Origin of the sequence: Micromonospora sp. NPDC049891, assembly GCF_040660295.1 — a bacterium.
Taxonomy (GTDB): domain Bacteria; phylum Actinomycetota; class Actinomycetes; order Mycobacteriales; family Micromonosporaceae; genus Micromonospora.
Genome location: NZ_JBFAML010000044.1, coordinates 23,329 through 34,843 on the forward strand (window position 1 = coordinate 23,329; position 11,515 = coordinate 34,843).

Here is an 11,515-nt window from a genome sequence, read left to right on the forward strand (position 1 = left end):
CGGCGGCGCGGGGCGGATCACGGTGCGGGATCAGGCGTACGGCAGCCGCACCAGGGAGCGGTCACCGACACCGAGGGTGGTGGGGTTGTTGCCGATGGCCGACCACACCTCCACCCGGACGGTGCCGCCACGCAGATTGCCGAGGGAGCCGCTGCTGGAGTGCAGCCCGGCGCCCTGGGTGTAGTGCTCCCAGCCCGACACCGGGTCGGTGGCGAAGTAGCGGTACGTCTCCACCCGCTCCCAGCTGCCGTCACCGGTCAGGTCGTACGAGACGCGGGCCTGCACCCCGTTGCCGACCGCCGTGCCGGCGTCCAGGAAGAGGTCGAACGCGGTCTGCCCGCCGTTGTGGTTGAGGTTGAGGCCGGTCGCGGTGAAGACCACCGGGTTACGCGGCGTGCCGTCGTGGTTCGCGCCGCCGGCGCTGGTCACGGTGGTCGTGCCGGCGGTGCCGGACGCACCCAGACCGCCTCCGGACAGCAGATAGCGCACGGGCGAGCTGGACGGCGGGTCGGTCGGCGTCGGCGTCGGGGTGGGAGTGGGCGTCGGAGTCGGCGTCGGGGTGGACGTCGGCGTCGGGGTCGGGCTCGGAGGCGTACCCCCACCGGCGCTGCCCCCGCTCCAGGTGTGCGCCCCACTTGTGGTGGTACGCCCGGCCGCCACGGTCAGCTGCGTCCCGTCGGAGAACCGTACGGTCAGTGGCGAGCCGGAGATGTTGCTGGCCACGTACGTCCGGGCGCCGTTGCGGTTGAACACCGCGGCCAGCGGATGGTCGGCGGTGACCCCGGTGTCGACCCGGCCGAGGGCGGCCAGATTACGGATCCAGTGGAAGGTGTGCGCCCGGCTCTCTCCCTCCTCCGGCGTGTAGCCGGGGTTGGCGCGCAGCTTGGCCAGGGCCGCGTCGGCGTCACCGAGGGCGAGGAACTGCCAGTGGATGTCCTGCCAGACGGTTGGCTCGCCGCCGTTGTTGCGGACCAGTTCGGCGTACTTGACCGAGTTGTAGTCCGGGTGCTGGCCCAGGTAGAGGTGCCCACCGGTGTTCGGCAGCAGGTTGATGCCCTGGATCATCTCGGGCTCGGCGCTGAACCAGGTGGCGTACGCGCCGCCGTCACCCCACACCATGCCCACGTTGGAGTGCCCGAACTCGGCGGGGAAGTTCTCCCCGGTGACGTCGAACCAGTACTCGTGGATCGCCGCGGCCTGGGTGGTGTAGAGGAAGATGCCGGCGTCGCGTACCGCCGTGTTGCCGGTGGCCTGTCCCCACTGGATCAGGGCGTTGGCGAAGTTCATCCCCTCCGACGACGACTCCTGGTTGTTGCCGCTGGCGAACGCGCCGTGCCCGGAGGCCCAGTCGTGCCCGGCGTAGATGTCGAAGTCGCGCAGGTACGGGAAGCGGGTGTCCGACCTGTCGTAGTTGTTGGCGTCCCGGATGAGCAGGTCGATCATGCCGCCGTACTGGTCCTGCCGGGCCCAGTTCGGGTCGAACTTGGCAAGCGTCGCGGCGGCGGCGATGTAGTAGCCGTAGTGGAAGTGGTGGTCGTTGAGTTCCTGGTCGGAGCCGTACGACGCGGGGTAGCCGATGAGCGTGCCCCACCGCTGGTCGTAGTAGAAGAGGCGCTCGGTCTCCCCGGACGACGCGGTGAGCCAGTCGTTGAGGGTGGAGCGGATGGCGTTCAGCGCCGAGGTGCGGGTCTCGGTGTCCCCGACCAGGTCGGCGATCTCGGCGATGCGGGCCGCCCGGCCGAGTCCCTTGCCCGTCCAGTAGGTGTCGCCGCCGCGCTGGTCCATCGGGTTGCTCCGCACCGCCGCCAGGTGCTGCCGCAGCGTGGTCAGGTCGGCGCCGGCCCCGGTGGCGACGGCGGGCAGCTCGGGCAGTACGCCGTTGAACCGCATCGAGGTGCGGAACTCGCCGACGCCGGTGACCACCTTCATCCGGCCTCGGGCGGACGGGTAGGTCGGTGTGATCGGCGTGGCACCGGACAGCGCCCGCCACTGGTGCGGGTAGAGGCTGACCACGGTCCGGGTCTCGGTGCCCTCGCGAGGCGTGGTGGTGAAGGTGTACCGGGTCTCCACCCGGCTGGTCGACGCGTTGTAGGTGTAGCTGACCCGGGTGCCGGTGACGTGGGCGTGCGCGTACTGGCCGTAGCTGGCGGCGAGCTGGGTGCGGGCGGTGCCGCCGCCGGTGGCCGGCAGCAGCGCGACGCTGAAGTAGCCGCGTCCGGCGAGGCTGGAGCTGATCCGGCTGCCGCTGACGGTCCACGTCGCGCCGGACGGCGCGTACGCCACGTAGTCGTGGCCACGGACGGTGAAACCGATGCTGTTTCCGCTGTTGGACCAGACCGTGGGGCTACCACCGGTCGCGTTGATCACCGCGTCGCCGCCGCTGGTGCGGAAGTACGCCAGCGGCAACCCGTGGCCGATGGTGGCGCGCATCGTCCGCGCCCCGTCGCTCCAGTACGGGGTGACCGTCCAGTCCGTCCAGTCGTCCGCCAGCACGTTGGGAGCGGCCAGCCCGGCCACGCCGACCCGGATGTCCTCGACGTAGGGGTACTTGAACTCGCCGACGCCGATGGCGGTACCGGTGATCGTGGGAGTCGAGGTGGCCGAGAAGCCGAGCCCGTCGGTGACGGGTTGGTAGGACACCGGATGTGCGTGCAACGGCTCGCTGAAGGCGCAGTTCAGGCGCTTCCACAGCAGCGAGGACCACCAGTCGTTCGTGGGTACCGGCCCGGGCGGGGCGGCGTTGGTGGCGAACTGCCGGGGGTTGGTGGTCAGGTTTCCGCAACCGCCGGGGAGCGGGCCGACGGGTGTGGTGGTGTAGCTGCCGGCGCCGACCGGCGCGGCCTGGGCTGCGGAACTGGCGATGACGGCCAGCCCGCCGAGGACGAGGGTCGCGGCGGCGGTGGCGGCCAGGATCCGATGGTGGGGGCGGCGTGGGGCGGGAGGTCTCATCTTTCCTCCAACGCGTGCCGGCCCGGCCGCGCCGGTCGGCGCACGCTTCGTCGGTATTGTGAATTTAGTTACCTGAGAGAGCGCTCTCTTGCTACGGCGGACGGTAGTTCACCGGCGAGACCTGCGTCAATGTTTCGGACTGATGAAACGCGGATGACGCGGTATCAGCGCGCGGGCGGCTTGCTCGGGCAGCCGTGCTTGCGATGCCAGGCGGCCACCTCGGCCGCCGGCTCCCGGTTGCCGCCCTTACGCCACGAGTCGAGATACGGCGCGGGCCAGATCACGCCCCGGCGGATCCACCAGCCGTCCTCACCCAGGCACGGCGGGGAGATCCCGAAGTGCAGATGGCAGACGTTGTTGGCGTTGCCCGTCCGGCCCACGGTGCCGAGCCGCTGACCGGCGCGTACCCGCACCCCCGCGTCGATGTCCTCGGCGATCTCGGTCAGGTGCGAGCCGTAGTAGCGCACCCCGTCGTCACCGATCACCGACACGGACAGGCCGCCGTTGTAGGGCCCCTGCGGACCACTCTTTTTGTACCGGTCACGCCGGCTGACCTCGCCGATCTCGCCGTCGGTGACCGCGACGACCGGCTCACCGCAGTCGGCGAAGATGTCCGTCCCCGGATATGCCGAGTGGGTCGGGTGGTACGACGCCTTCCTGGCGCGTACCGGAAAGACGTGTGGCAGGCCCGTGCGCGGCGTCGGTGCCTCCGTCGCGGCCGGCTGGTCGGCGATGTCGGGCGTCGCGGTGGGTCCGCCGGTGGTCGCCGCGGTCGGGCTGGTCTCGGCGGTCGGGCTGGTCACGGCCGTCGGGCCGGCGCCCGTCGGCGCGTCAGGCGCACCACAGCCGCTCGCCGCGAGCACCGGCACGAGCAGCAACACGGCGTACGCGCGCCGGCGTCCGATCGTCAGCGGAACCATCCGGCCATCCTGACAGACTCGATACGGTGGTGGGCACAGCGTCCGTGCGTGTGGAGGAGTGGTACCGGTGTTGCCGTACAACCCGTCCGGCCTCTTTCCCTCCGGGCGGCCGCCACGCCCCACCTACCGCGAGCCGAACCCGGTCGGCGGCGCCGGTGTCGCGGCCGGAGCGGTCGGCACCCTCCTCTGGCTGGTCCTCTTCGGCCTGCTCGGCGGCAGCCTCGTCGGGTACGTCTGGTGGACGCTGTTCGCTGGTGGGCTGGCCTGGCTCGCGGCCCTGGCGTTGGTCAGGTACGGCGACCGCGGAGTGGGCGCCGGCATCGCGATCGTCACCGCCGGAGGGTGGAGCATCGCCGTCGCCGCGGTCGCCACCCGCTGGGCGAGCAGCGGTGACTGGCCGCTCTGGTGAAGCCCGTCGGCGGCGACTGCGGTGCGTCGTCGCGCAGACACCGAAACCCGTCTTGACTGGATGGCCGTAACTCGGCACTCTCCCGGTATGGCCTGGACCACTCCGCGGCTGGATCCCGATCGCAGCCGCCGCCGCCTTCAGCTCCTGGCGCAGTTGGCGGACGCGCGCGCGGTACGCGAACGCGAACGGCCACAGCGCGCCCGCACCGAACGGCTCCGCCAGCTGATCGCCACTCGCCGACGTCTCGCCGGCTGAGCGGCCAGGAGATCCTTTCCCCAGGAATCAACCCTTTTCGACCTCCCCTCGTGGTCCGTCGGACCGCAGGGTCGGAGGTGGCGTGCACGCGCCGCACAGGTCGAAAAGGGGTTCAAATGACCGGCCCTTCGGGGCGTTGACCGGTCGCCTGCCGACCCGACCGGCTAACGTGCACGCGTAACGGATCGGCGAGTGCTGTGCCGAGGCAACTTGGGGGAAACCGTGTCGTACTTCGCTGCGGCCGTCGTGCGTGAGAAGGGCGGTTGGACCGCCGCCGAGCTGAACCTGCGGGGTGCCGCCGACGTCGACGAGGTCGCCGAGCGACTCCGCGACGTCGCCCCGGACGCGGACCTGTCGCTGTTGTTCGTCGAGGCGGACGACACCTACCTGGTCATCCTGCGTCTCGACGAGGGCGAGGACCTGCGGGTCTTCGGCTCCGATTCGGCGTACGCGGAGGAGTCCCGGCTGGGTTCGCTGCTGGTCGGTGACCTCAAGACGTCGGTGACCGGGCTCGACGACACCGAAGAGGTGCGTCCGGCCGCCACCAGCGGTGGCGACGACAACGAGCAACCCGCCGTCGACCCGGAGGCTGACCCGGTCGGCGAGGCGGATCTCCTGACCGACCTGGGCATTCCCGCGCAGCGGCTGCTCGCCCTCTGTGCCCACGAGGGGATGATGCCGGCCGACGTCACCGCCGAGATCTGCCAGGTGCTGGGCTGTGTCGACGACGTCGAGGAACTGCGTGAGGTCTGAGCCCTTCGACGTGACCGATCCGGCGCTGGAGACGGTCCGGCCGGGGCAGGTCACGCCCGGTTCGGTCGGTCGCGCCGGGCCGGGAGCGGACGAGGACCTCGCCGACCCGACCGGTACCGGCCGACGGCAGCGGCACGAACTCTGGATGCGCCGCGCCCTCGAAGTCGCGGTGACCGGCCCGGCGGCCGAGGTCGGGGACGTCACTTCTCCGGCCGGTGGTGCTGCCGGCTCGGTGGCCTCGGGGGGCGGTGACGAGTTCGCCGAGCCCGGCCAGTCCGGTGACGTGCCGGTGGGCGCGGTGCTCTACGGGCCGGACGGCAGTGAGCTGGCGGTCGGCCGCAACGAACGCGAGCTGACCGGTGACCCGACCGCGCACGCCGAGGTGCTCGCGTTGCGCCGGGCAGCCCAGCGGCTGGGCCGCTGGCGGCTGGACGGCTGCACCCTTGTGGTGACCCTCGAACCCTGCACGATGTGCGCCGGGGCATTGGTGCTGGCCCGGGTCTCGACAGTGGTCTTCGGCGCCTGGGAACCCAAGACCGGTGCCGCCGGTTCGCTCTGGGACGTGCTGCGCGACCGCCGGCTCAACCACCGTCCCGAGGTGTACGGCGGCATCCTGGAGGCCGAGAACGCCGCCGTCCTGCGCGCCTTCTTCCGCTGACGGGCCGAGGCGTCAGGAGCGGAGCAGCGTGGTGGCGACCGCCCGGGCGGTGTCGGTCCACGGGGCGGGTCGCAGGGTCGCCGGGTCGAGGCGGACCACCGCGCGGTGTCCTTCCGCGTACGTCGTGCTGCCGTCGAGCGAGTGGAAGCGGAAGGCGTACCGGGCGCTGCTGGTGCCGAGCTGCTCCAGCCAGAAGTGCACGGCGACCGGGCCGGTGCCGGTGACCGGGGCGAGGTAGCTGATGCTGAACTCGCGTACGGCGTGGAACACGTCCGGTGTGCTGGCCCGTCCGGCCTGGTAGGCGACCCCACGGTCGGACCAGTACGCGGTGAGCGCCCGCTCCAGCAGCAGCGCGTACCTGGCGTTGTGCAGGATGCCGAGGGCGTCGAGGTCGTCAAAGTGGACCATGGCGTGCTCGACATGGCCGTACTCCACGGCGGGCTGTTCGGCGACTGCGTGACTCATGACGGGCCTTCCGGTAGCAGGGCGGGGTCTGGGCAGAGCGCCCGCAGGTGGTTCAGCACGCCGAGGCGGGCGTGCCGGTAGGTGACCTCCGGGTCGAGCAGGCGGGAACGCATCGCGGCGGCGATGCCGAACGCGTCGATCTCGTACGCCAGCAGCGCGACATCCGTGCCGGCGGGCAGCTCGCCGAGCTCGACCGCCTCGGCGACGAGCCGTTCCAGGAACGCCGTCCAGGCGGCGAAGACCTCGGCGAGCCGGTCGCGGACCGCGCCGGGCCGGGCGTTGAACTCGAACTCGGTGGTGGCGAAGAAGCAGCCGCCGGGCAGCACCCGGCCGGCGTAGAAATCGATCCGCGCGTCGTGCAGGGCGTGGATCCGGCGTACGCCCCGGGGGGTGCGCAGCGCCGGGCCGATGATCCGTTCCTGCCACTGGGCGACGGCCCGGTCGATGGTGGCGAGCTGCAACTCCTCCTTGGAGCGCCAGTGCGCGAAGAGGCCGGACTTGCTGACCCCGAGCGACTCGGCGAGATGGCCGAGGGAGAGTCCGTCGAGGCCGCTGGCGGAGGCCAGGCTGACGGCGGTGTCCAGCACAGCGGTGCGGGTGCGCTGGCCCCGGGCGAGCCGACCGTCGACGTTCATGCGGCGAGACTACTAAATAAGAACGACCGGTCGGATATATTTCTGCGGTGACGGTCGTCACCGGCGGCCGACACGAAAGCGTCCCGCCACCGCACGGGGGGTGGCGGGACGCCGCTTGCTCGGCTCAGGCGACGATGGTGTCCAGGGCGATCTCGACCATCTGGCTGAAGGTCTGCTCCCGCTCCTGCGAGGTGGTCTTCTCGCCGGTCTTGATGTGGTCGCTCACCGTCAGCAGGGTCAGGGCACGCGCCTTGAACCGGGCCGCGATCGTGTACAGCGCCGCGGACTCCATCTCCACCGCCAGCACGCCGTACTCCGCCAGGCTGTCGTAGAGGTCCGGCCGGTCGGTGTAGAAGGCGTCCGCAGCCAGGATCGGCCCGACCCGCATGGCGATGCCACGCCGCTCGGCCACCTCCACCGAGGTACGCAGCAACCCGAAGTCGGCGACCGGGGCGTAGTCGATGAGCCCGTCGAAACGCATCCGGTTCATGTTCGAGTCGGTGGACGACCCGATCGCCGCGATCACGTCGCGCAGCTGAAGGTCCTCGCTGAGCGCGCCGCACGAGCCGACCCGGATCAGCGACTTCACGCCGTACTCGTTTACCAGCTCGTGGGCGTAGATCGAGGCCGAGGGCATGCCCATCCCGGAGCCCTGCACGGAAACCTCGACCCCGTTCCAGCGGCCGGTGAAGCCCAACATGCCCCGCACCGTCGAGTAGCAGTTCGCGCCCTCGAGGTAGGTCTCCGCGATCCACTTGGCCCGCAGGGGGTCACCCGGCATCAGGACCCGCTCGGCGATCTCGCCCGGCTTCGCGCCGATGTGCGTACTCATGGCAGAGATCCTGCCAGGCCAGCCCGGCCGGGACCGGTTCGGTGTCGGAACCCGTGGTCCTGTACCCTCGTCGGCGGTGGCGTGTCCGAGTGGCCTAAGGAGCACGCCTCGAAAGCGTGTGAGGGTTTACGCCCTCCGCGGGTTCAAATCCCGCCGCCACCGCTCGTTAACAGCGAGGACGCCCGGTCGATCCGCAGGGATCGGCCGGGCGTTCCGCTTGTGGTCTCAGTTTCGGTCTCAGTTCGCTCTTAAGAGGCCGGTTTCGGCTTCTCCGCCGGGGTGTCCCAGAGCAGTCCGCCCACCCGCTGGGCGATGTCCCGGCGCACTTGGGCGGTGAGGTGTTGGTACCGGGCCGCCATCGCTGAGTTGGACCAGCCCATGATGCCCATCACCGCCCGCTCGGCCACGCCGAGGATCAGCAGCACCGTGGCGGCGGTGTGCCGGGCGTCGTGTAACCGGCCGTCGCGGAGTCCGGCGAGCCGGAGCAGCCGCTTCCACTCGTCGTAGTCCGTGCGCGGGTTGACCGGGCCGCCAATCGGTGTGGCGAACAGCCAGTCACCGTCCTCCCAGAGTTGGGCGGCGGTGACGCGCTCCTGGTCCTGCTCGTCGCGGTGCTTACGGAGCAGCGCCACCAGCTCGTCAGGGAGCCCGATGCTGCGCCGGCCGGCCCGCGACTTGGTCTCGGCGGTATCGGCCCGTACCTGGCGGCGATCGGGGCAGTGCCCGCCGTGCTTCCGGCCGCACGGCGGGCGGCACCCGTGCTCCCACCTCGGCCGCTGCCGGCCGCGACGGACGGTCAGGGTTCCGGCGTCGAGGTCGACGTCCGACCAGCGTAGGCCGAGCGCTTCCCCTTGGCGCAGGCCGAGGGCGAGCGCGACCGCCCACCGCGCGCTGTTGCGCCGGCCACGGGTGGCGGCCATGAGCCGCTGTACCTCGGCGACCGTGTACGGCTCGATCTCGTTTTTCCGGTAGACGTGGTGCCTTGGCGAGGGTGGCCGGGTTCTTGGCCAGGTGCCCCCGGCGTACCGCCTCGTTGAGCGCCGTCCGGATCGTTCGGTGCGCCTGGTGAGCGGTGGCCGGGGCGCTGCCCTTCTCCTGCATTCGCCGGTAGAAGCGCTCCAGGTGCTCGGGTTCTAGGCGCTCGATCCGGTGCGCTCCGAGGCCGGGGATGAGGTGCCGGTAGACGGCCACCCGGTAGCCGGCGAGGGTGTTCTCTCGCACGGCCGGGGCCGCAATGTTCTCGACCCAGTGAGTGAGCCAGGTCTTCACCGTCCAGCGCTGGCCGGCCCTGCGTACCGTGCCGCTGTCCCGCTCCCGCTCTAGGAGCCGCACCTTCTTGATGACGGTGGCTTCGGTCTTTCCGCGGACGTGCCGGCGGTCCGGCGATCCATCGTCCTTTACGCCGACAGTGACCCGGCCATGCCAGGAACCGTCGGCGCCGAGGTAAATGCTCGATGCGCCGTTCGGTTTGCGTCCCATTGGCGGGCTCCTTTAGTCAGGCGGCGCGATCGAGGGGCGTGGCGTTGGTGAGCAGCTTCCGCACGTACTCGTCTAGGCAGAACGTCGGCACGCGGCGGAGGCGGCCGATGGTGACGGTGCGGATCTGGCCGGCCTTGATGAGGGCGTACATGGTGGTGCGGCCAATGCCGAGTCGTTGGGCGGCTTCTTCGATGGTCAGGACGACACGGTTATCTGGCGTGGACACAGCTTCTCCCCGTAGTTCCGGTGTGTTGAGAGCGCCGGTGGCGGGCGTTCTCATCGGGCGAGGGTCAGTTGATAGGTGGGGCAGGCGGATCGATGATGGCCGCTAAAGCGGCCCGCCGAGAGCGCCGTGGCGCCGAGATTTGGTATCCCGGTGTACGGCGTAGGGCATAGCCGTCTCCGTGGCTCTCAGCGGGCCGTTCCTGCGGTTCGGTCTGTCACCAGCGACGTGCGGTGACCCGATGCCGGGGGTATCCGTACCATCCGTACCAAGCTCGTTTTGCCTGGTCAGGTGCGGTACGGATTGGGGTGCTGGTACGGATTGATGCGTACCAGGGGCACGGCCGGGCGGGGTTGGTGGTACGGATCGATCCGTACCAGACGGGGAATCCGTACCGGGGATGACCTGCGGAAACGAGGGTGGGACGGATGGTACGGATGGGGCGGGGCAGTACCGGTTCCACGCGTCGGTGAAGGCTTCTCGGGTGTAGCCCTTGGCCTGTCCGACGGGGAAGCGGATGGTGGTCGACGTGATCCCGAACTCGCGGAGCAGGTCGCCGAGCCGCTTGCCGGTGAGGCCGGTCGGCCCGAATCCTGCCCAGGGTGCTTCGTCATCGCCGTTGAGCGCGGCGAGCAGGTCGTGTGTGGACGCGGCGGGCGGGTCGCCGAGCACGGTGAACGCGGTGCGTACGTCGGCGAGTAGCCGTACGCGGGTGGAGACGTTGCCGGCTTCGTCGGCCTCAGCGGTGAGGGTGGTGACGGCGTGCCGGGCGCGTGTCGGCCAGGTGCCACCGGCCAGGTCGGCGACGGCCACGAGGGGTTCCCAGGTGTCGGCGGCGCGGTCTTCGACGGGCATGGGTGGTTCCGCGGCTTCGAGGGTGGCGAGGTTCGCGCCGAGCCACACGGTGAGCCGTTGCGCGATCGCGCGCAGCGCAGGTCCGTCGCGGCGGTGCCGGTAGGGAGCGACGGTTTCGCCGGGGGCGCGGCGGCGCATCCGGACGACAACGGCGCGGTCTTCGATGGTGTCGGGCATCGCCCCGATACCGGCCAGTGCCGCCATGGCAAAGGTGGGGATCTTCTCCAATCGCTGCGTACCGGCGTCCCAGCGGATGGCGGGCCGGTTGCGCTGATGACCGGCGTTGAGCAGCCCACGTAGGTCTTCGTTCGCGTCGGCGTTCTTCCCACCAAAGATCGTGTCGGCTTCGTCGACGAGCAGGGTGGGCGGGTTGTCGGTGCCAATGGCCCGGTAGACGGCGGCCGGGGAGGCGTTGACGGTGATCAGCGGGTTGTGGCAGCACCCTTCCACCACATCCAACAGCCGAGACTTGCCGCACCGCTTTTCGGGCGCCCGGATGACGAGGCGGGGCGCGTGCGCCCACGCGGGCTGGGCGTGGGTTGCGGCGATCCACAGCGCCACGGCGTCGACTGCCTCAGCGGACGGCAGGATCACGTATCGGGTCAGGGCGGCGTGCAGCGTGTCCAAGATGGCCGCGCCGTCGATTGGTTCGCTGGTGGTCATGCGGCGACTCCTTCGGCTCGGAAGCCACCACGGATGGCGGCTCGGATATCGCGGTCGGTTTGCTCGGCGCGGCGGCCGGCGTCGGTGAGAGCGGCGATCGCGTCGGCGTGGTCGATGGCTCCGGCGGTGACCATCCGGGCCACGCCTCGGGCGACGCCGTAGAGGGTGGTGCGGCGGACCCCTTCGGGGGCGGTGGTCACGCGGTCGAGTAGCACGGCCAGGAGGCGGTCGGGATGGGAGATGCCCCCCGCCTCACGTACGCGCGTCGGGCCGGTCACGGCCGGAACGGGTGGTGCTGGCGGCGGTAGGCAGGCCGTCAGCAGGGCGGGGGGGTGTCCCTATGGGTTTCGTCAAGCGGGGACGGGGCCTGTCGGGCGTGGTTGGTAGGGGATCTTGTCGCGGAGCATGGCGTATAGGAC

The 11,515-nt window shown here is 70.7% G+C and carries 11 protein-coding genes, 1 tRNA gene and 2 pseudogenes; 5 read left to right on the top strand and 9 right to left on the bottom strand.

Annotation, left to right across the window (positions count from 1 at the left end):
* Positions 1-30: 30 nt before the first annotated feature.
* On the bottom strand, positions 31-2,949 hold the full coding sequence (locus AB0I71_RS30860) for a glycosyl hydrolase (protein ID WP_357590655.1): 2,919 nt from the start codon (positions 2,947-2,949) through the stop codon (positions 31-33).
* A 164-nt stretch (positions 2,950-3,113) separates the two neighbouring features.
* Positions 3,114-3,869, bottom strand: coding sequence for a M23 family metallopeptidase (locus AB0I71_RS30865; RefSeq protein WP_357590657.1), 756 nt, complete (start codon positions 3,867-3,869; stop codon positions 3,114-3,116).
* A gap of 67 nt (positions 3,870-3,936) precedes the next feature.
* Between AB0I71_RS30865 and AB0I71_RS30870 the strand changes: the two genes are divergently transcribed.
* From AB0I71_RS30870 to AB0I71_RS30885, 4 genes are all read left to right on the top strand, one after another.
* Positions 3,937-4,278, top strand: coding sequence for a hypothetical protein (locus AB0I71_RS30870; protein WP_357590659.1), 342 nt, complete (start codon positions 3,937-3,939; stop codon positions 4,276-4,278).
* Positions 4,279-4,365: 87 nt separating this feature from the next.
* A complete protein-coding gene (locus AB0I71_RS30875; RefSeq protein WP_171023025.1) occupies positions 4,366-4,533 on the top strand; it encodes a hypothetical protein in 168 nt (55 codons plus the stop codon).
* A gap of 222 nt (positions 4,534-4,755) precedes the next feature.
* Complete coding sequence (locus AB0I71_RS30880; RefSeq protein ID WP_357590662.1) at positions 4,756-5,286, top strand: tRNA adenosine deaminase-associated protein; 531 nt, start codon at positions 4,756-4,758, stop codon at positions 5,284-5,286.
* Between the two features lie 145 nt (positions 5,287-5,431).
* Positions 5,432-5,944: a nucleoside deaminase gene (locus tag AB0I71_RS30885; protein WP_357590676.1), complete on the top strand. Its 513-nt coding sequence runs from the start codon at positions 5,432-5,434 to the stop codon at positions 5,942-5,944.
* Between the two features lie 12 nt (positions 5,945-5,956).
* On the opposite strand, the gene AB0I71_RS30890 is transcribed toward AB0I71_RS30885, so the two are convergent.
* The 3 genes from AB0I71_RS30890 to deoD form a co-directional block, all read right to left on the bottom strand.
* Positions 5,957-6,409, bottom strand: a complete 453-nt coding sequence (locus AB0I71_RS30890; RefSeq protein WP_357590664.1) for a hotdog domain-containing protein — start codon at positions 6,407-6,409, stop codon at positions 5,957-5,959.
* Positions 6,406-7,044 carry a TetR/AcrR family transcriptional regulator gene (locus tag AB0I71_RS30895; RefSeq protein ID WP_357590666.1) on the bottom strand — a complete coding sequence of 213 codons (639 nt, stop codon included), beginning with the start codon at positions 7,042-7,044 and terminating at the stop codon, positions 6,406-6,408. The genes AB0I71_RS30890 and AB0I71_RS30895 overlap by 4 nt, the downstream gene beginning before the upstream one ends.
* A 124-nt stretch (positions 7,045-7,168) precedes the next feature.
* Positions 7,169-7,876, bottom strand: a complete 708-nt coding sequence (gene deoD, locus AB0I71_RS30900) for a purine-nucleoside phosphorylase (protein WP_357590668.1) — start codon at positions 7,874-7,876, stop codon at positions 7,169-7,171.
* A 75-nt stretch (positions 7,877-7,951) separates the two neighbouring features.
* Here deoD and AB0I71_RS30905 point away from each other — a divergent pair.
* Positions 7,952-8,038 (top strand) — tRNA-Ser (locus tag AB0I71_RS30905).
* An 86-nt stretch (positions 8,039-8,124) separates the two neighbouring features.
* On the opposite strand, the pseudogene AB0I71_RS30910 reads toward AB0I71_RS30905, so the two are convergent.
* The 4 genes and pseudogenes from AB0I71_RS30910 to AB0I71_RS30925 form a co-directional block, all read right to left on the bottom strand.
* A pseudogene (locus tag AB0I71_RS30910) lies at positions 8,125-9,355 on the bottom strand (site-specific integrase).
* A 16-nt stretch (positions 9,356-9,371) separates the two neighbouring features.
* Positions 9,372-9,635, bottom strand: a complete 264-nt coding sequence (locus tag AB0I71_RS30915) for a helix-turn-helix domain-containing protein (protein ID WP_357590670.1) — start codon at positions 9,633-9,635, stop codon at positions 9,372-9,374.
* A gap of 48 nt (positions 9,636-9,683) precedes the next feature.
* Positions 9,684-11,096: a DUF3631 domain-containing protein gene (locus AB0I71_RS30920; RefSeq protein ID WP_357590672.1), complete on the bottom strand. Its 1,413-nt coding sequence runs from the start codon at positions 11,094-11,096 to the stop codon at positions 9,684-9,686.
* Positions 11,093-11,428: pseudogene (locus tag AB0I71_RS30925) on the bottom strand (DNA primase); the annotation flags it as partial. The gene AB0I71_RS30920 and the pseudogene AB0I71_RS30925, both read right to left, overlap by 4 nt.
* Positions 11,429-11,515: the final 87 nt, after the last annotated feature.

Excerpts from the sequence above, each read along its gene's own strand:
- AB0I71_RS30860 (WP_357590655.1), bottom strand. The coding sequence starts at position 2,949 with ATGAGACCTCCCGCCCCACGCCGCCCCCACCATCGGATCCTGGCCGCC.
- AB0I71_RS30865 (WP_357590657.1), bottom strand. The coding sequence starts at position 3,869 with ATGGTTCCGCTGACGATCGGACGCCGGCGCGCGTACGCCGTGTTGCTG.
- AB0I71_RS30875 (WP_171023025.1), top strand. The coding sequence starts at position 4,366 with ATGGCCTGGACCACTCCGCGGCTGGATCCCGATCGCAGCCGCCGCCGC.
- AB0I71_RS30885 (WP_357590676.1), top strand. The coding sequence starts at position 5,432 with ATGCGCCGCGCCCTCGAAGTCGCGGTGACCGGCCCGGCGGCCGAGGTC.
- AB0I71_RS30890 (WP_357590664.1), bottom strand. The coding sequence starts at position 6,409 with ATGAGTCACGCAGTCGCCGAACAGCCCGCCGTGGAGTACGGCCATGTC.
- AB0I71_RS30895 (WP_357590666.1), bottom strand. The coding sequence starts at position 7,044 with ATGAACGTCGACGGTCGGCTCGCCCGGGGCCAGCGCACCCGCACCGCT.
- deoD (WP_357590668.1), bottom strand. The coding sequence starts at position 7,876 with ATGAGTACGCACATCGGCGCGAAGCCGGGCGAGATCGCCGAGCGGGTC.
- AB0I71_RS30915 (WP_357590670.1), bottom strand. The coding sequence starts at position 9,635 with ATGAGAACGCCCGCCACCGGCGCTCTCAACACACCGGAACTACGGGGA.
- AB0I71_RS30920 (WP_357590672.1), bottom strand. The coding sequence starts at position 11,096 with ATGACCACCAGCGAACCAATCGACGGCGCGGCCATCTTGGACACGCTG.